Annotated in this window: 24 protein-coding genes; 16 read left to right on the top strand and 8 right to left on the bottom strand. The window is 67.4% G+C overall.

Annotated features, from left to right (window positions below):
• Window positions 1-4 precede the first annotated feature (4 nt).
• Window positions 5-418 (bottom strand): VOC family protein, encoded by a 414-nt coding sequence (locus V7672_RS13225; RefSeq protein WP_335625059.1) that lies wholly within the window; start codon window positions 416-418, stop codon window positions 5-7.
• Window positions 419-462: 44 nt separating this feature from the next.
• On the opposite strand from V7672_RS13225, the gene V7672_RS13220 reads away from it, so the two are divergent.
• The 4 genes from V7672_RS13220 to V7672_RS13205 all read left to right on the top strand — a co-directional run bounded on the left by V7672_RS13220 (window position 463) and on the right by V7672_RS13205 (window position 3,611).
• Window positions 463-1,767 carry a replication-associated recombination protein A gene (locus V7672_RS13220; RefSeq protein WP_335625058.1) on the top strand — a complete coding sequence of 435 codons (1,305 nt, stop codon included), beginning with the start codon at window positions 463-465 and terminating at the stop codon, window positions 1,765-1,767.
• 76 nt (window positions 1,768-1,843) lie between these two features.
• Window positions 1,844-2,275, top strand: a complete 432-nt coding sequence (locus V7672_RS13215; protein WP_335625057.1) for a hypothetical protein — start codon at window positions 1,844-1,846, stop codon at window positions 2,273-2,275.
• A gap of 44 nt (window positions 2,276-2,319) precedes the next feature.
• Complete coding sequence (locus V7672_RS13210) at window positions 2,320-3,087, top strand: RluA family pseudouridine synthase (RefSeq protein WP_335625056.1); 768 nt, start codon at window positions 2,320-2,322, stop codon at window positions 3,085-3,087.
• A 14-nt stretch (window positions 3,088-3,101) separates the two neighbouring features.
• Window positions 3,102-3,611 (top strand): CC0125/CC1285 family lipoprotein, encoded by a 510-nt coding sequence (locus tag V7672_RS13205; protein ID WP_335625055.1) that lies wholly within the window; start codon window positions 3,102-3,104, stop codon window positions 3,609-3,611.
• A gap of 3 nt (window positions 3,612-3,614) precedes the next feature.
• Here the strand turns inward: V7672_RS13205 and V7672_RS13200 are convergent, their stop codons facing one another.
• Window positions 3,615-4,808: a hypothetical protein gene (locus tag V7672_RS13200; protein WP_335625054.1), complete on the bottom strand. Its 1,194-nt coding sequence runs from the start codon at window positions 4,806-4,808 to the stop codon at window positions 3,615-3,617.
• Window positions 4,809-4,953: 145 nt separating this feature from the next.
• Complete coding sequence (locus V7672_RS13195; RefSeq protein WP_335625053.1) at window positions 4,954-5,397, bottom strand: DUF2214 family protein; 444 nt, start codon at window positions 5,395-5,397, stop codon at window positions 4,954-4,956.
• A gap of 48 nt (window positions 5,398-5,445) precedes the next feature.
• Between V7672_RS13195 and crcB the strand changes: the two genes are divergently transcribed.
• Genes crcB through V7672_RS13175 form a run of 4 tightly spaced genes read left to right on the top strand, consistent with a single transcriptional unit; the run spans window position 5,446 to window position 8,262 of the window.
• A complete protein-coding gene (gene crcB, locus V7672_RS13190; RefSeq protein ID WP_335625052.1) occupies window positions 5,446-5,841 on the top strand; it encodes a fluoride efflux transporter CrcB in 396 nt (131 codons plus the stop codon).
• Window positions 5,838-6,827, top strand: coding sequence for an RluA family pseudouridine synthase (locus V7672_RS13185; RefSeq protein ID WP_335625051.1), 990 nt, complete (start codon window positions 5,838-5,840; stop codon window positions 6,825-6,827). The genes crcB and V7672_RS13185 overlap by 4 nt, the downstream gene beginning before the upstream one ends.
• 2 nt (window positions 6,828-6,829) lie before the next feature.
• Window positions 6,830-7,504 carry an HAD-IA family hydrolase gene (locus V7672_RS13180; RefSeq protein WP_335625050.1) on the top strand — a complete coding sequence of 225 codons (675 nt, stop codon included), beginning with the start codon at window positions 6,830-6,832 and terminating at the stop codon, window positions 7,502-7,504.
• Window positions 7,501-8,262 carry an ATP12 family chaperone protein gene (locus tag V7672_RS13175; protein WP_335625049.1) on the top strand — a complete coding sequence of 254 codons (762 nt, stop codon included), beginning with the start codon at window positions 7,501-7,503 and terminating at the stop codon, window positions 8,260-8,262. The genes V7672_RS13180 and V7672_RS13175 overlap by 4 nt, the downstream gene beginning before the upstream one ends.
• 12 nt (window positions 8,263-8,274) lie before the next feature.
• Here the strand turns inward: V7672_RS13175 and V7672_RS13170 are convergent, their stop codons facing one another.
• The 4 genes from V7672_RS13170 to V7672_RS13155 all read right to left on the bottom strand — a co-directional run bounded on the left by V7672_RS13170 (window position 8,275) and on the right by V7672_RS13155 (window position 10,634).
• Window positions 8,275-9,018 carry a glutaredoxin gene (locus tag V7672_RS13170; RefSeq protein WP_335625048.1) on the bottom strand — a complete coding sequence of 248 codons (744 nt, stop codon included), beginning with the start codon at window positions 9,016-9,018 and terminating at the stop codon, window positions 8,275-8,277.
• 443 nt (window positions 9,019-9,461) lie between these two features.
• Window positions 9,462-9,920: a low molecular weight protein-tyrosine-phosphatase gene (locus tag V7672_RS13165; RefSeq protein WP_335625047.1), complete on the bottom strand. Its 459-nt coding sequence runs from the start codon at window positions 9,918-9,920 to the stop codon at window positions 9,462-9,464.
• On the bottom strand, window positions 9,917-10,354 hold the full coding sequence (locus tag V7672_RS13160) for a growth inhibitor PemK (RefSeq protein ID WP_335625046.1): 438 nt from the start codon (window positions 10,352-10,354) through the stop codon (window positions 9,917-9,919). The genes V7672_RS13165 and V7672_RS13160 overlap by 4 nt, the downstream gene beginning before the upstream one ends.
• 4 nt (window positions 10,355-10,358) lie before the next feature.
• Window positions 10,359-10,634: a type II toxin-antitoxin system Phd/YefM family antitoxin gene (locus tag V7672_RS13155; protein WP_335625045.1), complete on the bottom strand. Its 276-nt coding sequence runs from the start codon at window positions 10,632-10,634 to the stop codon at window positions 10,359-10,361.
• Window positions 10,635-10,832: 198 nt separating this feature from the next.
• Here V7672_RS13155 and V7672_RS13150 point away from each other — a divergent pair, with 198 nt between their 5' ends.
• On the top strand, window positions 10,833-11,912 hold the full coding sequence (locus V7672_RS13150; protein WP_335625044.1) for a hypothetical protein: 1,080 nt from the start codon (window positions 10,833-10,835) through the stop codon (window positions 11,910-11,912).
• A gap of 19 nt (window positions 11,913-11,931) precedes the next feature.
• Here the strand turns inward: V7672_RS13150 and mutL are convergent, their stop codons facing one another.
• A complete protein-coding gene (gene mutL / locus V7672_RS13145; protein WP_335625082.1) occupies window positions 11,932-13,806 on the bottom strand; it encodes a DNA mismatch repair endonuclease MutL in 1,875 nt (624 codons plus the stop codon).
• 244 nt (window positions 13,807-14,050) lie between these two features.
• Here mutL and serS point away from each other — a divergent pair, with 244 nt between their 5' ends.
• The 7 genes from serS (at window position 14,051) to secF (ending at window position 21,085) form a co-directional block, all read left to right on the top strand.
• Complete coding sequence (gene serS / locus V7672_RS13140) at window positions 14,051-15,463, top strand: serine--tRNA ligase (protein WP_335625043.1); 1,413 nt, start codon at window positions 14,051-14,053, stop codon at window positions 15,461-15,463.
• Window positions 15,460-16,251 (top strand): 5'/3'-nucleotidase SurE, encoded by a 792-nt coding sequence (surE, locus tag V7672_RS13135; protein ID WP_335625042.1) that lies wholly within the window; start codon window positions 15,460-15,462, stop codon window positions 16,249-16,251. Before serS ends, surE begins: the two co-directional genes overlap by 4 nt.
• Window positions 16,248-16,892 carry a protein-L-isoaspartate(D-aspartate) O-methyltransferase gene (locus V7672_RS13130; protein WP_335625041.1) on the top strand — a complete coding sequence of 215 codons (645 nt, stop codon included), beginning with the start codon at window positions 16,248-16,250 and terminating at the stop codon, window positions 16,890-16,892. Before surE ends, V7672_RS13130 begins: the two co-directional genes overlap by 4 nt.
• A 124-nt stretch (window positions 16,893-17,016) precedes the next feature.
• Complete coding sequence (locus tag V7672_RS13125; protein WP_335625040.1) at window positions 17,017-18,009, top strand: M23 family metallopeptidase; 993 nt, start codon at window positions 17,017-17,019, stop codon at window positions 18,007-18,009.
• A 108-nt stretch (window positions 18,010-18,117) separates the two neighbouring features.
• On the top strand, window positions 18,118-18,477 hold the full coding sequence (gene yajC / locus V7672_RS13120) for a preprotein translocase subunit YajC (protein WP_241153090.1): 360 nt from the start codon (window positions 18,118-18,120) through the stop codon (window positions 18,475-18,477).
• Between the two features lie 27 nt (window positions 18,478-18,504).
• Window positions 18,505-20,097: a protein translocase subunit SecD gene (gene secD, locus V7672_RS13115; RefSeq protein ID WP_335625039.1), complete on the top strand. Its 1,593-nt coding sequence runs from the start codon at window positions 18,505-18,507 to the stop codon at window positions 20,095-20,097.
• A 4-nt stretch (window positions 20,098-20,101) separates the two neighbouring features.
• On the top strand, window positions 20,102-21,085 hold the full coding sequence (secF, locus tag V7672_RS13110; protein WP_335625038.1) for a protein translocase subunit SecF: 984 nt from the start codon (window positions 20,102-20,104) through the stop codon (window positions 21,083-21,085).
• Window positions 21,086-21,134 lie beyond the last annotated feature (49 nt).

Below are 21,134 nucleotides of genomic sequence, written 5' to 3'. Positions count from 1 at the left end.
AGGGTCAGTCCCTGATGGGCGCGCCGATCGACCAGCAATGGCCGAACGGGTCCATCAGCCGCCCATAACGGTCGCCCCAGAACTGGTCGGCCAGCGGCATCACCGGCACGCCGCCGGCGAGCAGCGCGCGGTTCCACCACTCGTCCGCGTCATCGACCTGCAGGTGCAAAGCCACGCCCACCGGCTTGATGTCGGCCTCGCCGCCGTACTCGGGGAATTCATCGGACAGGAAGATCAGGCTGCCGTTGATCGTCAGACGGCTGTGCATCAGCCGCTCGCCATCGTCGGCGACGTTGCGGAACAGCTCCTCGGCGCCAAAGGCGGCACGATAGAATTCCACGGCCGCCTGTCCGCCCCGCGACGGGATGGTCAGATAGGGGATCAGTCCGAGCGGCGTCGGCGGGGCAGTCTCGGCCATAAGTAGTCCTTTGTCGCCAGGGCGTCCGCCCCCTACATACGCGCATGAGCGATCTTTTCGAAGCCTCGGGTATCCATCCCCCTGACGCACCCCTGGCCGACCGCCTGCGGCCGACGACGCTGGACCAGGTGGTGGGGCAGGACCACCTGCTGGGCGAGGGCGGGCCCATCCGCCGCATGGTCGAGGGCGGACGGCTGGGCTCGATGATCCTGTGGGGGCCGCCGGGCACCGGCAAGACCACCATCGCCCGTCTGCTGGCCCGGGCGGCGGGCTATGAGTATCAGCAGATCTCGGCGGTGTTCTCGGGCGTGGCCGATCTGAAGAAGGCGTTTGAGGCCGCCCGCATGCGGCGCGCGGCCGGCCTGTCGACCCTGCTGTTCGTCGACGAAATCCACCGCTTCAACCGCGCCCAGCAGGACGGCTTTTTGCCGTTCGTGGAGGAGGGGATCGTCACCCTGGTCGGGGCGACGACCGAGAACCCGTCGTTCGAGCTGAACGGGGCGCTGTTGTCGCGCTCGCAGGTGTTTGTGCTTAAACGCCTGGACGATGAGGCGCTGGATCAACTGTTGACGCGCGCGGAGGCGCAGGAGGGCAAGGCGCTGCCGCTGACCCCGGAAGCGCGCCACGCCCTGCTGGCGTTGGCCGACGGGGACGGGCGCTATCTGCTGACCATGTCCGAGGTGCTGTTCGGCCTGCCGGGCGAGGCCCCGCTCGACGTCCAGGGGCTGGCCGCCACCTTGCAGAAGCGGGCACCTGCTTACGACAAGAGCAGAGAAGAGCACTATAACCTCATATCTGCGCTGCATAAATCGGTTCGTGGGTCAGATCCCGATGCGGCCCTCTACTGGCTGGCGCGGATGCTGAACGGGGGCGAGGATCCGCTGTATCTGGCGCGCCGGATCGTCCGCATGGCGGTCGAGGACATCGGCGAGGCCGACCCGTTGTCGCTGCTGGTCGCCAATGCGGCCAAGGACACCTACGACTTCCTCGGCAGTCCCGAAGGCGAACTGGCGCTGGCCCAGGCCGTGGTCCATCTGGCGACGGCGCCCAAGTCGGTGGGCGTCTACGAGGCGTTCAAGGCGGCCAAGCGCGCGGCGTCCGAGACCGGCAGCCTGATGCCGCCCGCGCACATCCGCAACGCGCCGACCAAGCTGATGAAGTCGCTGGGCTACGGCAAGGGCTATCAATACGACCCCGACACGCCCGAGGGGTTTTCCGGTGCCAACTACTTCCCCGACGAGATGGAGCGCCGCGTCTTCTACACACCGAAAGGCGAGGGCCATGAGGCCAAGGTCAAGGACCGTCTCGACCGCTGGGCGACCCTGCGCGCGCAGATGAAGGGCGAGTAGGCCGGTCGCCCGGAAGCGTTGCCGTTTTCAAAATTCGGCGTAACCTCCCCGACGTCAACCTTGGGAGGGGAAAGACATGAACTCGATGACGGTAAGGACGCCCTGGCATTTGTGGGCTGTGGGCGTGGTGGCCCTGCTGTGGAACAGCTTCGGCGGCTTCGACTATGTGATGACCCAGACGCAGAACGCGGGCTATCTGGCCCAGTTCACGGAAGAGCAGCGGGCCTATTTCCAGAGCTTTCCGATGTGGATGGAGGCGGTCTGGGCCATCGGCGTCTGGGGCGGCGTGCTGGCCTCTGTCCTGCTCCTGCTGCGCAGCAAGTGGGCCTTTCCCGCCTTTCTGGCCTCGCTGGTCGCGTTCGCCATCAGCGTCGTCTACGGCCAGATGTCCGGTGCGGGCGATATCATGGGCTCGATGGGCATGATCTTCAGCGCCGTTATCTTCCTGTTGGGCCTCGGCTTCGTGATCTACAGCCGCACGATGGCCCGCAGGGGTGTTCTGCGCTGATCTGACGGCTGACGGGCGGGCCGGAATGGCCTAAGCCTCGGCCGGTGAGTTTCCAGCCGCCCGTCACCCTGTCCGAGGAAGAGATCGCCGCCGTCCGCGCGTCGGTGGTGTTCGAGGACGCCCATGTGCTGGTGCTGAACAAGCCGGCGGGGCTGTCCAGCCAGGGCGGGCGGATCAAGGCCAATACGCTGGACGACCTGCTGTGGGCCTTTGCCCGGTCGAACGGCAAGCGGCCGCATCTGGTCCACCGGCTGGATCGGGACACCTCGGGCGTCATTCTGGCGGCGAAGACCAAGCCGGCGGCCGGCTTCCTCGGCAAGGCCATCCAGAACCGCAAGCTGACCAAGACCTATCTGGCGCTGGTGGAGACGCCGCCACCACAGGACCAGGGCGTGATCCGCCGGGCCCTGTTGCGCCAGGAGATCGGCCGCGAAAGCTATATGCGAGCCGTGCCCGATGACACGCCCGGCGCCCAGCCGTCCGAGAGCCGCTATCGCGTGCTGGCCCGGGGCGATCAGGGTGCCCTGATCGAGCTGGAGCCGCATACGGGCCGGATGCATCAATTGCGGGTGCACATGGCCGATCTGGGCAGTCCGCTGGTCGGGGATGTCCGCTACGGCGGGGCCCTGACGCTGGCGGGTCGAAAGGCCGAGCGGTTGATGCTGCACGCCGCGCGCCTTCGCTTCCCGCATCCGGAGGGGGGCGTGGGCGAGGTGGAGGCGCCTGTGCCCGATGACTTCAGGATCCTGATGACGGCGGCCGGGCTTGCCCTCCCGGAACGATCCGGCGAGGCGGGCGCTTTTTCCTCATAGAGCGGAGATTTCCCATGACCTTCAGATACCCCGGCCGCACCGGCGCCTTTGCCGCCGTAGCCGCTTCGATCCTTGTGCTGGGCGGCTGCGCCAGCCTCGCGCCCTACGGCCCGCAGATGGGACAGGGCGGTCAGGGTTATAGCGAGGCCTCGATCGAGTCGAACCGCTATCGCGTGACCTATAACGGCGTCGGCGATCCCGGGCCGGTGGCTGACTATGCCCTGCTGCGGGCGGCCGAGCTGACCCTGGACCGGGGCTACGACTGGTTCGAAGTGACCCAACGCTGGATCGACGGCCGGCCCGACTCACGCGGCGGCGTGGACCCCAGCGTGTCCATCGGCATCGGCTCGAGCCGCTACGGCAACTACTCAGGCTCGGGCGTCGGGGTGGGGCTCGGTCTCAATCTGAGCGGTCCGAGTGCCACCTCGACCACGCTCGAGATCGTGATGGGCCGCGGGGCCAAGCCCGACAGTCCGCAGGCCTATGACGCCCGTGAGGTCGCCCGCGCGCTCGGTCGACGCTGAGGCCTATCGGCCTCGCGTCAGGGCCCGGTATTCGACCAGGCGTTCCTTGTCGCGGCGGACCTGATCGGCCACGGCATTGTCGACGTCGAGCGAGGCGTAGCGCACCCAGCTGTCGGCCCCCAGCTTGTCCTGGATGGCGCCGACCGGCGTCTGCCAGCGGAAATAGGACAGCCAGCTGATGATGATCCCGATGACGACCGCCAGGGCCTGAAGCCCGCGGAAGGCCACCTCGTCGATCGGCGGGCGCTCATAGGCAAAGGCCACCAGCCAGACGATCAGGATCAGCGGGGTGACGATGCGTGACAGCCAGCGGGTCCAGTAGCGCTCGCGGCGCACGCGCCACAGCTCCATCTGGACGTACTTCTCCAGATATTCCATCCGCGCGCCGATCCACATGGTCAGGCGGGTCAGATAGAGGGCGCGCTGGCCCCAGCCCTTGCCGTCCATCTGGTACTGGGTCTCGGCCTGATCGGCCATGGCCCGAGCCGTGGTGAACAGGTTCTGCAACTCGCGCGTCTGCTGCACGATCTCGCGCGAGAGCTGGTAGGAATCGTTCTCCAGCCGGAACCGGTACTGGATGAACAGGATGGCCTGCAGGGCCCAGAACACCCCCAGCGTCACCAGCATGCCGCCCGCCGCTAGGCCGAGGCCGATGGGGCGCGAGCCGGTCCATTCCGCCAGCCAGGTCGGGCCGACGGTGGCCAGCACCATCAAGCCGATCAGGGCCAGGGCCTGGGTCAGGCGCTTGACCCCCACATGGACCATCAGGGCAGCGAACACGCCGCGCCCATAGTCGTGGATATGGCTGCGCAGCGGCAGGTCGGCGGGAAAGCGCTCGTTGATCTGACGCGTGAACAGGACGTGGAAACGATCCGGCTTTCCGTCCTTCTCCCAGAAGGGGAAAATGTCGAGCGCCTGATTGTAATATTCGTCGATGTGAGCCGACACCATGGCCAGCTCATCGGGGTCGTGGGAGAAGTAGTTACTGTCCTGGATCGGCTTCAGGATGCCGTCGGCGGTCCGCATATGGGCGTCGCGGCGGGGAGGCCGGCCGGCAGGAACCTCGCGATTGTCGACGTCAGCTGCGCCGGGCGGCGGGGCGTTCGGGCCTTTCGGCGTATCGACCACCGGCTCGGGCCCGATCAGCGGCGCGGGCTCGGAGCCCGGGGTCGGCGGCGGTGGCGTATGGTCGGTCATGATCGAAAACAGCCCAGCTTCACTGACCGGTCAGTATCGCAGATCACGCCATCCGGCCACCGGCGTTCTCCCGACGCACGAACCCGCGCCCCGGTGTTAACCATCGCCGCGCATGCCCCGTTCCGGCAAGTGAAGTTTTGGACAGTCAGACCAGAGGCCAGCGCGCCATGGCTGCGGCGGCAACGACCAGCACCAGCACCAGCCCCAGTTCCGCGCGGACGCAACGCACAACTCCGGCGCGCCGGGCGGGCGTCGGCTGGAAGGCGGGGTCCGCCCTGGCCTCGCGGGCCCAGCGTAGAAAGGCCACGGTCGGCAGGATCGAGAGGAGGCCGATGGCGGCAAACAGTCCCAGCTTGGTCCAGAAGGCCGGATTGTCCCGATAGACGGCCCATCCCTTTGCCCCGCAGAGGATACGTGCGGCTCCTGCTGCGAGGACCAGGATGGCGGTCAGCCCGTAGCCCGCGTCGAGGCGAGCCAGCTTGCGGATGTCGATCACCGGCGCGCGCAGCAGGGCAAGTTCCATCGCCAGCATCACCACCAGCCCGAAGACCAGAATGTGGTGCAGAGCCGCCAGTCCAAAGTCGAGCATAGCATCCCGCCCTTCGCTTCCCCGGTTCAAGCCTATATAGCCGACCCCATGATTCGTCTCATCCTCGTGGCAGCCGGAGGCTCGCTGGGTGCAGTGGCCCGCTACGGCGTCGGCGCGGCGGCCCAACGGCTGGCGCCCGGCGCGGCCTGGCCGTGGCCGACGTTCAGCGTGAACCTTGTGGGCGGCCTTGCCATGGGTCTGCTGGTCGGCTGGCTGGCCCAGCGGGGCGGTGCCCATGCCGAGACCTGGCGGTTGCTGATCGGGGTTGGCCTGCTGGGCGGGTTCACGACCTTTTCCGCCTTTTCGCTCGAGATTGCCCTGATGATCGAGCGTCGTCAGATGGGCCTGGCGCTGGGCTATGCGCTGGCGTCGGTGATTGTGGCGGTTGTCGCCCTGTTCGTGGGGCTGTGGATCATGCGCCGTATGGCGGGAGGCGTGCTGTGAGCCGCGAAGTCAAGACATTGCCCGTAGCCGCCGAGGAAGAGGGCATTCGGCTGGATCGCTGGATCCGCCGCCGCTGGCCGCACGTCTCGCACATCCAGGTCCAGAAGCTGGCGCGTTCAGGCCAGATCCGCGTCGATGGCTCGCGCGCCCGGCCCGAGGACCGGCTGGCAGCCGGCTCGATGGTCCGCGTGCCGCCCATCCCGGAGGTCAAGGCGCGCGAGCCGGGCCAGCGCGACCGCATCTCGCCGCGCGACGCGGCCTATGCCCGCTCGCTGGTGATCTTCGAGGACGAGATGGTCATCGTGCTGAACAAGCCGCACGGCCTGGCGGTGCAGGGGGGGACAAAGACCACGCGCCACGTCGACGCCCTGCTGTCGGCCTGGGGCGAGGGGCTGGAGCGGCCCCGTCTGGTCCACCGGCTGGACCGCGACACCACGGGCGTGCTGCTGCTGGGCAAGGGTCCGGAAGCCGCCAAACGCCTGTCGGGCGCCTTTGCCCGGCGTCAGGCCAAGAAGACCTATTGGGCGCTGGTGTCGGGCACGCCCAAGCCGGTGTCGGGCCGGATCGAGCTGGCGCTCAAGAAGTCGGGCATCAACGACTATGAGATCATGCGCCCGGCCGACGCCAAGGAGCATGGCGCCGAGACGGCCGAGACCGCCTATGCCACCGTGTCGCGTGCCGGGCAGCGGGTGGCCTGGCTGGCGCTCCGGCCGTTCACGGGTCGGACCCATCAGCTGCGGGCCCATATGAAGGCGATCGGCCATCCGATCCTGGGCGATCCCAAATATGGCGACGAGACCTCGGCGGCCCTGTCGGGGTCGCTGAAGCTGCAACTGCACGCGCGGCGGATCGAGCTGGACCATCCGGGCGGCGGCAAGCTGATCGTCGAGGCGCCGCTGAGCCCCGAGATGAAGGCCGGCTTCGAGAATTTCGGCTTCGTCGAGGACGAGTCCGATTTCGACCCCTTCGCGGGGATGCGGCGCTAGTCGTGCTGGCGGTGTTCGACATCGACGGCACCCTGGTGGACAGCCGGGCGACCATCCTGAGCGCGACCCGGACGGCGGCCCGCGCCATGGGCCTGCCCGAGCCGGACTATGAGGTCGTGCGCGGCGGGGTCGGCCTGTCGCTGACCGAGGCGATGGCGCGGCTGGCGCCCGATCTGGGGCCGGACGAGGTCGACCGCTACACCGACCACTACAAGGCCGCCTTTGTCGCCATGCACGCCGAGCCGGGGTTCGAGGAGCCGCTCTATGCGGGCGCCATGGACCTGCTGGCCGATCTGAAGCGGCGCGGCTGGCGCCTGTCGCTGGCGACCGGTCAGTCGCGGCGCGGCGTGGCCCGCAACCTGGCCCGCACGGGCTGGGCCGATCTGTTCGCGTCCAGCCATTGCGCCGAGGACGGGCCGGGCAAGCCTCATCCGGCCATGCTGAACGCCGCGATCACAGCCTGCGCGGCCCTGCCGGAGCAGACGGTGATGATCGGCGACACCGGCTACGACATGCGCATGGCCCGCGCCGCCGGCGTGTGGGCCCAGGGCGTCAGCTGGGGCTTTCACACCGAGGCCGAACAGGTCGAGGCCGGGGCCCACCATGTGGCGACGACCTTCGACGACCTGACCCGACAGCTTGAGACCTTTGCCGCCCGCCAGAGGGAAACGACATGAGCCATATCCCGCCGCTGGACCCCAATGTCGCCGCTGCCAAGGGCTTTCGCGAGCCCGGCGACCGGCCGAAACGCTTCTGGAAGGCTGCCGGCGTTGCCGAGGTCGAGGGCGGCCACGCCGTGCAACTGGACGGCCGCACGCCCAAGACGCCGGCGGGCCGCCCGCTGGTCCTGCCGACTGCCGAGACCGCCCGACGCGTGGCGGCCGAGTGGGATCGCCAGACCGAGGTGATCGAGCCCGCGACCATGCCCGCCACCCGGCTGGCCTCGACGGCGCTGGATGCCGTCTGCCTGGCGCGCGAGGCCGTGGCCGACGAGATCGCGGCCTATGCCGGGACCGACCTGATCTGCTACCCGGCCGAGGCGCCGACCAGCCTGCGCGCCCGCCAGGACGCCGAATGGGGCCGCTGGCGCGACTGGGCCGCCGAACACGGCATCCGGCTGGAGCCCGGCTCGGGCATCGTCCACCGGGCCCAATCGCCCGAGGCCCTGGCGCGGGTGAAGGCGCTGGCGCTGGAACTGGACGACTTTGCCCTGACCGGCCTGGCCTCGCTGGTGCCGATGTACGGCTCGGCCATTCTGGCGCTGGCGGTGCTGAAGGGCGCCCTGTCCGCCGAGGCTGCCCACGACCTCAGCCGGCTGGACGAGGCGTTCCAGGAGGGCCAGTGGGGCATCGACGCCGAGGCGGCCGAACGCACCGCCGCCATCCGCGACGAGGCCATGGAGATCGACGCCTGGTTCCGGGCGCTGGGGCTTTAGGGCGCCCGCACCCTAGAGCGCCATCGCCAGCATCCAGACGGCCATGCCGACCATCATGACGTTCTCGGTCAGAGAGACGAAGCCCAAGGGCACGTTCGAGCCGCCGCCGACGCAGGCGCATTTCAGCTCGCGCTTGTCGATATAGACGGCCTTGAACACCGAGGCCGCGCCGATGCCGCCGATGAACAGGGCGACCGGCACCGACAGCCACACCAGCACCCCGGCCAGCATCAGCACCCCCGCCAGCAGCTCGGCAAAGGGATAGATGTAGCCATAGGGCACCCAGCGCCGGGCCAGCAGGTCGTAGTTGAGGAACATCGACGAGAAGCTCTCGACGTCCTGCAGCTTCAGCATGGCCAGCAGGCACATGGCCGTGGCGATGAAATTGGGCAGGACGCGCCAGCTGATCCCGCCGGTGGTCAGGATGTCGATGGCCAAGCCGATCATCGCCGCCACGGCGAACACGGCCAGGACGGGAACATAGCTGGTGCTGCCGGGCTCGGCGACCGGCCAGCCGGAATGGCGGCGCAGGTCGTCCCAGCCGCCGATCCGCTGGCCGTCGATGAAGGTCTGGGGCGTGGTCTTGACCCCATGCTCGGCCTTGAAGGCGTCGGTCTCTTCCCGCGTGGTCAGGTGCCGGTCATCGACGGTGAAACCCTTCTGTCGCAGCAACCACAGCGACTTCAGCCCATAGGGACAGACATGGCCCGGCATGACCATGCGGTGAAGGGTGGCGGTACGGGCAGCGTCGGTCATGACAGGGAAGCGGTGCCGGGAGAGTGGGGTTCCATTGTACAGCCGATGGGGTGGGTCGAAAAACTACCGTCTGAACCGTCTGAACCGTCTGAACCGTCTGAACCGTCTGAACCGTCTGATTGGTCTGAATTCACGCTCGCGTCCTCCGGAGGCCTGGGCAACCGGGCAGTATGGACGCGGCGCCGACCCGGTCGGGAAGAACGGTCCGGGAAGGGGCGCGGCTGTTGAAAGGGCGGGTGAATTGGGCGGCGGGTATCCGATCTGCTGCGCTCAACCCATCATCGATGTCCCTTCTCCCGTTGGGAGAAGGTGGCGCGTGAGCGCCGGATGAGGGTCGGCGGTGTCTGTCGGCGAACGCCGGGGCAGGCACGGTGCGACGGCTCACGCCGAAGGATGCCGAGAGCCCCTCACCCCCAACCCCCTCTCCCCCCGGGAGAGGGGACTCAGAGCAGGCGCAGCACCCCCGGGACGGCCGCCGCGACCTCGGCCCAGGTCTGGTCGAAGTCGGTGTCGGTGCCGGTGTAGGGGTCGGCGACGCCCTGACCCTCTCGCCCCGGGACGTGATCGAGCAACAGGGTGAGGCGGGCGGTGCTGCCGGCGGGGGCCAGACGCCGCAGGTCGGCGAGGTTCCGGGGGTCCAGCGCGAGGATGTGGTCAAAGCGGGTGAAGTCGTCCGCCGTCACCTGTCGCGCCCTCAGGTCCGAGATATCCACTCCGTTCCGCAGCGCCGCCGCAATCGCGCGCGGATCGGGCGGGTGGCCGATGTGCCAATCCCCGGTGCCCGCCGAGTCGAGCCTCAGCTCGAGCCCCTGCTGCCGCGCGGCCCGCCGCAACGCCCCCTCGGCCAGCGGCGAGCGACAGATATTGCCGAGACAGACGAAGAGGAGGGAGGGGGAGGTCATGTGCCTTTGCGGTTCGCCGATTTGAGCTTGCCTGCCTTTACAAGGTCCAGCATGGCCGAGCGCAGGGTATCGTAAAGCCCCTTGGGCAGACGGCCATAGGCCCAGCGCTGGCCGGGGACGGCCGGGACGATACCCGGATCATCCCATGGCAGGGTGTTGGCCTCACCGGCGATGATGAAGCTGCGGTCGTCGTCGAGACCCAGATGTTGCTTGACCCCTGCCGGGATTTCGATGGCTGTCGCGTCGTCCCCGGGCACCGAGTGGGTGATGGGGGCCACCAGAACATCGGTCTGGCCCTGCGGCCCGCGAACGATGGCGGTGACGATCACGCAGGGGCGTTCCTTGGCGCCGGCGGCATAGCCCTTGTCGCGTTCGTGTGACCACAGGAAGTCGTAACGGATGACAAGACCGACCTGCGGCTGCGGCCTGTCCACGGGATCAGTCGGTCAGGGCGTCCAGCGCCGGGTCTGCCGGGCCGTAATCCGCCGCCTCAAGCGCGCCCGCCCACTCATCAGGCAGGTTCTCGGTCCGGTACGCCTGTCGCGTATCGCGAGCCTTGAGCCGCTCATATTCCTCGATGTCGATCAGGACCCGCGCCAGTCGACGGTGTTTGGTGATGAACACCGGCGCCTTGCCCGACTGCTCGATATAGAGCCCTGCCCGCGTCTGAAACTCGGTGGCAGAGACGGAGGGGGTGGGGGGCGAGGCGGGCATGTGTGGATATTAGCTATTTTGCGGAAATTGGCAAGGGCGCGGGAGAGCCGCTTCCAGACCGTTCCCTTTTCGAGCAGCGACCGACAGATACTGCCGAGGCAGATGAAGACAAGGGAGGGGGTATGCAATGAGGGCGAAGCTGCCCTACGCTGAAGCTAAATAGTGCATTTCTGAACTCATTCGGGGCAATGTAACGCTATGAACGTTGATGAATTATATCGCCTAGGAGTCTGGTTCTCGACGCAGTTCCAAGAGCTGAAGAAGAGATATGCGGCTCTGCAAGCCCCGCTTAGTCATAATGCTAGCCAGCCGGATAAACGGCCAGTCGAAAGCGAGTTGGACTCGCTGGTCGACTTCCTCCGTAGTCAGCACTTTGACGAGCTATCACTGGAGCAGTTGAAGATGCTCGGTTTGCTCGGAGTCGATGCGTACATCGGCCCGGAAGGCGCAGCCTTCGTCGAGGGGGCGGTCCGGACATCGAACTATGATCCAGCCACGGCAGTCACTCGACTGAATGAAGCTATCGCCTCGATCAACGAAGCACGGGCCAAGCTAGCAGCCTATGTCGATGCGGTCGACGGGCTCGCATTAACCCCCGACGAAGTTCTCGCAGATGAGGGACTCATCACAATACGAGTGGGTTTCCAGAATGATGTTGCCATCGATAATGTTGCGGACTGGAAAAATTCAGCCAAGGATTGGTACGATATCATACGTGGTCTAGCGATGGCCTGTAATGAGAAGCCCGAGGATGTAAAAGTAATCGGAGCTTCTACAGGTTCGATAATCATGATAATGGCTGGTACAGCGGCATTCACAGCTATACTCGCTCAAATAGCCAAGCACATGACAACTACTGCGAAGGACGTAATTGGCGTCAGGGTTGAGATCGAAAACCTCCGCCAAAAGAAATTGCTCACGAGAGCAATGGAGGAAGAGCTGCGTCGGATCGAGAAAGACAAATCTGACAACGCGATTGATACTGTTATCGGGCTGCTCAAGGGTAATCTATCAGGAAAAGACGGTGACGTTCCTGTCGCTCTTTCGGCCTCGATTAAGAAGCTTCTTACATTTAGCGAAAAGGGTGGAACCGTCGATTTCGTTGCCCCGGAACTGGATGAGGGAGAAGATGGCTCAGGAGACGCTGATGACGACGAACTAAAAGTTGCGCTGATTGCTGCCAAGGCCGCCATCCGGGAGTACCAAGGGGAGAGAGAAAGCCTCAAGTTGCTCTCCAGCGGGCCAAAGAGTTCCAGCGAGCTTAGCAATCTCGACTGATGCTGCAGGCGTCTAGCCCTCACCGCCGCCCGAACAGCTTCTCCAGATCGGCCAGCTTCAGCTCCACATAGGTCGGCCGACCGTGGTTGCACTGGCCGCTGTGGGGGGTGGCTTCCATCTGGCGGAGGAGGGCGTTCATCTCGGGCCCTGAGAGCACGCGGCCGGCGCGGACGCTGCCGTGGCAGGCCATGGTGCCGCAGACCTCGCCGAGGCGTTCCTTGAGGGCCAGGGCCGCGCCGTGTTCGGAGAGATCGTCGGCGATGTCGCGCACCAGGCCGGCGGCATCGACGCGGCCGAGCAGGGCGGGGACCTCTCGGACGAGTACGGCGCCGGCGCCAAAGGGTTCGACCACCAGTCCCAGCTCGGCCAGTTCGCCGGCGCGGTCGGTGACACGCTCGGCCTCGGCGGGGTCCAGCTCGACCACCTCGGGCACCAGCAGGGCTTGCCGCGTGACGCCGCCCTCGGCCATCTGGGCCTTCATCCGCTCATAGACGAGGCGCTCGTGGGCGGCGTGCTGGTCGACGAGGACCAGGCCGTCGCGGGTCTGGGCGACGATATAGGTGCCGTGCAGCTGGCCCCGGGCGACGCCGAGGGGGAGGTCTATGGGGTCGGCTTCGCCGGGAGTGGCGAGTGGCGAGGGGTGAGTGGCGAGCGTCCCCGCCTGCGCGGGGATGACAAGGTCGGGATCCTGCGGTTCGACGCGGGCGCTGCGGTCGTGGAGGCCGGGGATGATTTGCGCGGCGGAGGAGGGGGCGCTCCAGCCGGTCCAGCCGCTCCAGCCGGTGGCCTGCGGCGGGCTCGCGGGCTGGGCGCCGATGCCGCTGTGGGGGGTGAAGCCGCCTAGCGCCTGATCGGCGACGGTGGTGGAGGCGCGGTGGCCGGCGGCGGCGAGGGAGTGGCGCAGGCCGCCGACGATCAGGCCACGCACCAGGGCGGCGTCGCGGAAGCGGACCTCGGACTTGGCCGGGTGGACGTTGACGTCGACCTTGAGCGGATCGACGTCGAGGAACAGGACGGCGGCGGGATGGCGGTCGCGGGCGAGGAAGTCGGCATAGGCGCCGCGCAGGGCGCCCTGCAGCAGGCGGTCCTTCACCGGGCGGCCGTTGACGAACAGATACTGGTGCTGGGCATTGCCGCGCGAATAGGTGGGCAGGCCCGCATAGCCTGACAGGCGCAGGTCATCGCGGGTCTGGTCGACCAGCAGGGCATTGGCCTCGAAGTCGCGGCCGAGGATGGCCGACAGGCGACGGAGGCGCCCCTCATCGCCCGGATGTTCGGCGGGCAGGCGCAGGACGGAGCGGCCCTCGACGTCGAGGGCGAAGGTGACGGCCTCGTGCGCCATGGCCTGACGGCGCAGCTCCTCGGCGATGGCCATGGCCTCGGCGCGCTCGGACTTCATGAATTTCAGCCGGGCGGGGGTGGCGTAGAACAGGTCGCGCACCTCGACCCGGGTGCCGTGCGGCCCGGGGAAGGCGGCGGGGCCGGGCGGGGTGACGCGGCCGCCCTCGACCCTGAGGGCATGGGCATCACCGCCGGTTCTGGGGCGGCTGGTTAGCGTCAGCCGGGCGACCGAGCCGATGGAGGGCAGGGCCTCGCCGCGAAAGCCGAGGGTCGAGATGCGCAGCAGGTCGACGTCGCCCGCGTCATCGGGCTCGAGCTTGGAGGTCGCATGCCGCTCGATGGCCAGTTCCAACTGGTCCGGGGCCATGCCGTGCCCGTCGTCGGCCACCAGGATGCGGGTCAGGCCGCCGCCCTCGATCTGCACCTCGATGCGGGTGGCGCCGGCGTCGAGGGCGTTCTCGACCAGCTCCTTGACGGCACTGGCCGGGCGCTCGACCACCTCGCCGGCGGCGATGCGGTTGACGGTCTCGGGGGGGAGGCGGCGGATGGGCATGGATTCGGGAGGGTAGCGCATCCTGATCGTCATTCCTCCCCCCTCGGGGGAGGGGAACCGCGAAGCGGTGGAGGGGGCTGCGAGACGCTCGCGCTCATGGCGGGCCGGACGAGGCGGCGCTGCCCCCTCCACCATGCTGCGCATGGTCCCGCTCCCCCGGTGGGGGAGGAATGGGTCTCAGGGTTTGCCCGACTCCGCGTGGGGCGTTAGAGCATCGCTTCCTCCCCGAAGACGAAGACCGACCATGCACGACATCCGAGCCATCCGTGACAACCCGCAAGCCTATGAGGCGGGCTGGACCTCGCGCGGGGTGGAGGATGCCGAGGCGACGGTGGACCGTATTCTGGAGCTGGACCGCGACCTGCGCGCCGCCCAGACGGCGGGGCAGGACGCCCTGTCGAAGCGGAATGCGGCGTCGAAGGCCATCGGCGCGGCCATGGGCAAAAAGGACATGGCCGAGGCCGAGCGGCTGAAGGCCGAGGTCGAAGGCCTGAAGGGCGAGATCGCGGCGCAGGGGGCGATCGAGGCCGAAAAGGGCAAGGCGCTGCGCGACATCCTCGCGGGGCTGAAGAACCTGGCCGCCGAGGATGTGCCGGACGGCGAGGATGAGGCCGGCAATGTCGAGACTGGCCGCTGGGGCGAACCAAGGAAGTCTGGCCCGGCCAAGGATCACGCCGATCTGGGCGAGGCCATGGGCCTGCTGGACTTTGAGGCCGCGGCGAAGATGTCGGGCGCGCGCTTTGCGGTGCTGAAGGGCGGGCTGGCGCGGCTGGAACGGGCGCTGGGCCAGTTCATGCTGGACATGCAGACGGTCCAGCACGGCTATCTGGAGGTCAATCCGCCCTATTTGGTCCGCGATGAGGCCATGTTCGGCACGGGCCAGCTGCCGAAGTTTAAGGACGATCTGTTCTCGACAGGCACGGACTGGCGTGAGGTCGATCGCTTACTCAAAGAGCATCCACACGAACTGCCGCAAACAACGTATCCTGACGCTCCCAGTTCGCTAGAACATAATATTCTGGTTGCCCGGTATGGCGGCGAACCCCCGCGCTACCTCATCCCCACGGCCGAGGTCTCCCTGACCAACCTCGTGCGCGAGACCATCCTGTCCGAGGACGAGCTGGCCCAGCCGATGCGCCTGACCGCCCTGACCCCGTGCTTCCGGGCCGAGGCCGGGTCGGCGGGGCGCGACACGCGCGGGCTGATCCGGCAGCATCAGTTCTCCAAGGTCGAGCTGGTGTCGATCACCCGGCCCGAGGATTCGGAGGCCGAGCACGAGCGCATGACCGGCTGTGCGGAGGCGGTTCTGCAGGCGCTGGAGCTGCCCTATCGGCGGATGCTGCTGTGCAAGGGCGACATGGGCTTTTCAGCGAAGAAGACCTTTGACCTCGAGGTCTGGCTGCCCAGCCAGGACACCTATCGCGAGATCAGCAGCTGCTCGAACTGCGGGGACTTTCAGGCGCGGCGCATGGACGCGCGGTTCAAGCGGGCGGGTGAGAAGAAGACCGAGTTCGTGCACACGCTGAACGGCTCGGGCCTCGCGGTCGGGCGGACGCTGGTGGCGGTCATGGAAAACTATCAGGATGAGGGCGGCCGGATCGCCGTGCCCGAGGTTCTGAAGCGCTACATGCCGGAAGGGATGACGCACGTCGGATGAGAATCCTGCTGACCAATGACGACGGGATCGAGGCCGAGGGTCTGGCCTGTCTGGAGCGGATCGCGCGAACGCTGTCGGGCGATGTCTGGATCTGTGCGCCGGCGGTGGAACAGTCGGGCAAGGGGCGCGGCATCACCCTGACCGAGCCGCTGCGCGTCAACCGGCTGGGCGACAAGCGGTTCGCCGTGACCGGCACGCCGACCGACTGCGTGGTGCTGGCGGTCAATGACCTGATGCCCGAGCGGCCGGATCTGGTGCTGTCGGGGGTCAATCGCGGGCACAATGTCGGCGAGGACTGCTCCTATTCCGGCACGGTGGCGGGGGCGCTGCAGGGGATGGCGTTCGGCATCCGCTCGATTGCCCTGTCGCAGAGCCTGGAGCGCTTCCACGACGAGGTGACGGCGCACTGGGAGACGGCCGAGGCCTTTGCCCCGCCGATCATCTCGCGCCTGCTGGCTCAGACCTGGCAGGCGGGCGTGGTGATGAACCTGAACTTTCCTGCCCTCGCGCCCGCCGAGGTCAAGGAGGTCGAGGTCACCCGTCAGGGCTTCCGCGACATCGGCGAGATGCATGCGGTCCGCCGCACCGACCTGCGCGGCCGGGACTATTACTGGATGAGTTTCCGCGGGACCAAGCACGACCACCCGGCAGGCACCGACCTCAGGGCCATGGATGAGGGCAAGATCTCGGTCACGCCGTTGCACATCGACCTGACGCACGCGCCCAGCATTCACGACCTGAAGGGCGTACTGGGCGGGGCGCCGCCCAAGACGGTGGCTGCGGGATGAAGCTGAACGACGACCGGGCAGGGCGGCTGATCCTGGGCCTTCGGCAACAGGGGGTGACGGACCCCCGGGTGCTGGCGGCCATGGAGTCGATCGACCGCGCCGTCTTCGTCCATGAGAAATTCCTCGATCAGGCGTGGGAGGACCAGGCCCTGCCGATCGACTGCGCCCAGACGATCAGCCAGCCCTATATCGTCGGCCTGATGACCCAGGCGCTGGATGTGCAGCCGCGCCACCGGGTGCTCGAGATCGGGACGGGCAGCGGCTATCAGTGCGCGGTGCTGAGCCGGCTGGCGCGCTATGTCTATTCGGTCGAACGCTATCGCAGCCTGCTGAGCGAGGCCGAGGCGAAGCTTAAGGTCCTCCAGATCGACAATGTCATCACCCGCCATGGGGACGGCGGGCTGGGCTGGCCGGAACAGGCCCCGTTCGACCGGATCATGGTGACGGCGGCCGCGCCGCATGAGCCGACCGAACTTCTGAAACAGCTGAAGCCCGGGGGCATACTGGTGTGTCCGGTGGGACGGACCTCGGTGCAGATGCTGAACCGCTATGTCGGCCAGCCGGACGGGTCCTTCCACCGCGAGAGCCTGAGCGAAGTGCGGTTTGTGCCGCTGGTCGAGGGCACGGCGAAGGAGGGCTGAGGTCTGATTTCCGGGGGCTGTTAACCTTCGCGCCCAACTTTGGTGCGGATTGACGGGTTGGCTTATGGCCAGCAGCGGGGCAAACCGGGGCAAGCGCGACCCGGGACCAAGAGGAGAGATGCGAATGGCGACCATCCGACGGGGGATGACCCTTCTGGCCGTGACCATGGGCGTCCTGACCATGGCCGCCTGCGCCAGCTATCCGGCCGAGCCGCGCTATTCGACGCGCCCGATGCCGGTCAATCCGACCGGGGTGCGGGTCGTCACCGCGACCGAGATCCCGCCGCCCCCGCGCCAGACCGCACCGCCGCCCGGCGTTGAATTCGGGACCGCCGCCCCCGTGGGCGAGGTCGAGGGCGGCGCCCTGGGGACGCCGACGGTGGATGCCGAGCCGGCACCCCCGCCGATGGAGGCCTTGCCGGTCAGCCGGGTGGCCGGAGCGCGCTATACCGTCCAGCCCGGCGACACCCTATCGGGGATCGGACGCCGGTTCCTGACGCCCATCCAGGTTTTGATCGAGATGAATGACCTGGGCCCCCGCGCGGCCCTGAGCGTCGGCGCAGAGGTGATCCTGCCCGACTCGGCCGTGGATTCGGGCCGTGACCCCTATGCCACCGGGCCGTCACCGACCGGGGTCCGGGTGCCGTCCGGGGCCCTGCCGCCGCCGCCGCCGCCGCCCTCGGGCAATGCGCCCATGCCGCCGGTCGCGAACGGCTCGACCGCGCGCAGCGGTCCGCTGGACTGGCCGGTGCGCGGCGAGATCCTGCGCCGCTTTGGCCCCGTCGGGATGGGCGAGCGCAACAACGGCATCAATATCGGCGCCCCGCTGGGCAGTCCGGTCCGGGCCTCGGCCGCCGGACGGGTTGGCTATGTCGGCGACACCCTGCCGGGTCAGGGGCTGACGGTTCTGGTCCTGCACCGCGATGGCTGGCGCACCGTCTATGGGCATCTGGGCAGCACCACGGTGCGCGAAGGCGACGACATCGCCGCCGGTGCACAGCTGGGTACCGTGGGCGATACGGCCGGCGACGGACAGCCCTCAATTCACTTTGAAGTCTGGCGGATGCAGGGCGATCAACCGACCGCGCTCGACCCCCTGCTGCAGCTTCCGCGATAAGAGTGCGTCCGGGGCGCCGGTGTCCGTTGCAATCGGGCGTCCGGCCCCCTAGGTTCCGCGCCACATTCGAGACATGTGGCCGGACAACGCTCCGTGCCGGGAGAAACCATGACAGCCCAAGACCCGATCCTGCTGATGGCCGCCACCGCTGATGGCGGCATGATGGCCCTGCTGATGAACTTCCTGCCGTTCATCGCCATCTTTGTCCTGTTCTATTTCCTGCTGATCCGTCCGCAGCAAAAGCGGGTCAAGGCGCACCAGGAACTGGTCGCATCGGTCAAGCGCGGCGATACCATCGTCCTGTCCAGCGGCGTGATCGGCAAGGTCACCCGCGTCGAGGCCGATGAGGTCATGGCCGACATCGCCCAGGGCGTGAACGTCCGCGTGGTCAAGACCATGATCACCGAAGTCCGCGACCGTACGGCGCCCGCCGCCATCGAACGCAAGGCCAAAAGCAGCAAGGCCTGATAGGGCCGGTCTGCGGGGAAGCGAACCATGATCCATCTGTCGCGCTGGAAGGTGATCCTTCTGGCCCTGTCTCTGGCGTTCGGGATTCTGTTCGCCTACCCCAGCCTGCTGACCCCGGCCCAGCGTGAGGCGCTGCCCGGCTTCCTGCCGAAGAACACGCTGAACCTGGGCCTCGACCTGCAGGGCGGCTCCTATCTGCTGCTCGAGGTCGATGTGACCGAGATGCAGGCCAAGCGCGTCGCGAACACGGTTGAAGACGTCCGTCAGACCCTGAACGAAGCGCAGATCACGCCGGTCTCGATCCAGCCCGAGGCGACCGGCGTCGTTGTGACCTTCTCGACGGATGCCCAGGTCGACACGGCCTTCACGGCGATCCGGGATACAGTGACCCGCGGGGGCGTGGGCGGCGTTGCCGATCGTCAGGTGACGCGCCTGTCGAACAATCGCCTGCGCGTGGTCTTTACCGACGCGGCCCTGAACAGCATGGGCCCGGATGCCGTCACCCAGTCGATCGAGGTGGTGCGCCGCCGGATCGACAATCTGGGCACGCGCGAACCGTCGATCACCCGCCAGGGCGCCGACCGCATCGTCATCCAGGCGCCAGGGGAAAGCGACCCGGCCGAGCTGGAACGCGTAATCGGCCAGACGGCCCAGCTGACCTTCCAGATGGTCGATGTCGACAACAGCATCGAGGATGCCTTGCAGGGGCGGGTGCCGCCGGATGCCGTGCTGATGCAGGACGAGCTCGGCAACCCCATCCTGGTCAAGCGCCGGGTGCTGGTCTCGGGTGAGAACCTGACCCGCGCCTTTGTGACCCAGGACCAGAATGGCCAGACGGCCATCGGCTTCAACTTTGACAGCCAGGGCGCGCGCCGCTTTGGCGAGGTCACGGCCGCCAACATCGGTCGCCCGTTTGCCATTATTCTGGACGGCAAGGTGATCTCGGCCCCGGTTATCCGCAGCGCCATTCTGGGCGGCTCGGGCGTGATCGAGGGCAACTACTCCATCGCCGCGGCCTCCGAGATGGTCAGCCTGTTGAACGGCGGGGCCCTGCCGGCGCCGTTGAATGTCGAGGAACGCCGGACCGTCACCGCCGAGCTGGGCAAGGACGCCGTGGATCGCGGCATGATGGCCACCGCGCTGGGCTTTGTCGTCATCGTGGTCTTCATGTTCCTGGCCTATGGCGTGCTGTTCGGGGGCATCTCGGTGATCGGTCTGGTGCTGAACGGCATTCTGATCGTCGCCGCCATGTCGATGACCCAGGCGACCCTGACCCTGCCCGGTATCGCCGGTCTGATCCTGACCTTCGCCGTGGCCGTCGACGCGAACGTGCTGATCTATGAGCGGATGCGCGACGAGGCCCGACAGGGACGCAGCGTGATCGCCTCGCTGGATGCGGGCTTCAACAAGGCCATGGGCACCATCATCGACGCCAACCTGACGACCCTGGTGGCGGCGCTGATCATGTTCTTCTTCGGGGCCGGGCCCGTGCGCGGCTTTGCCTGGACGCTGTCGATCGGCGTCTTCACCTCCATGCTGTCGGCCGTGCTGGTCGCGCAGGTGGGACTGGCCTGGTGGCTGAAGGTCGCCAAGCCCAAGAAACTGCCGGTCGCGGAGTAAGCCGATGCGTGGATGGCCCCTTATCAAGCTGCTGCCGACCAAGACGAACTTCAAGTTCGTCAAATACTCGCGCCTGTTCGGCGTGCTGTCGGCGGCCCTCTGTATCGCCTCGATCATCGGCTGCTTCACGCCGGGTCTGAACATGGGCATCGATTTCAGCGGCGGCGCGTCGATGGAAATCGCCAAGCCCGCCGGCCAGACGATTGACCAGCAGGAAGTCAGCGCTGCGGTCAGCGCGCTCGGCCTGCAGGACGTCGGTGTGCAGGGCATCGCCCGTCTGGACACCAATGCCATTGACGGCTCGACCGTGCTGCTGCGCTTCCAGCTGCCGGAGGGCGCGGATCAGACCGAGGTCGTTCGTGAGGTCGAGCAGACCATCACCCAGACCGTCGGAGAGGTCACCTATTCGGGCGTGTCGGTGGTCGGCTCCAAGGTGTCGGGCGAGCTGTTCCGCTCGGGCCTGATGGCGCTGGGCATGGCGACCGTGCTGATGTTCCTCTACATCTGGTTCCGGTTCGAGCCCCAGTTCGGCTTTGGCGCTATCGCGGGCCTGGTCCACGATGTGATCCTGACGTTCGGCCTGATCGTCATCATGCGGCTGGAGTTCAGCCTGAACATGGTGGCCGCGATCCTGACCGTGATCGGCTATTCGATGAACGACACGGTCGTCGTGTTCGACCGCCTTCGCGAGAACCTGCGCAAGTACAAGACCATGCCGCTGGGCGAGGTGATCGACCTGTCGATCAACGAGACCCTGAGCCGGACGGTCGTGACGGGCATTACCGCCGTCATGGTGCTGGCCGTGCTGGCCTTCCTGGGCGGCGAGGTGCTGTTCGGCTTCTCGATCGCCCTGATGTTCGGCATTGTCGTCGGCACCTATTCCTCGGTCTATGTCGCCGCGCCGATCATCATGCTGTGGGGCGTCAAGCGCGGCGAGTTCGCCGAGGAAGCCAAGCCGATCAAACTGGGCGGCGCCAACCGGCCGTAGATCGATCGTGGGGCGGGGCTATGCGGTCCCGCCACGCGGGCCTATTCTC

The organism is Brevundimonas sp. (assembly GCF_036963785.1).
Classification (GTDB): domain Bacteria; phylum Pseudomonadota; class Alphaproteobacteria; order Caulobacterales; family Caulobacteraceae; genus Brevundimonas.
Note: the sequence above shows the minus strand (reverse complement) of the source record. Positions and strands in the feature narration are given on the sequence as shown.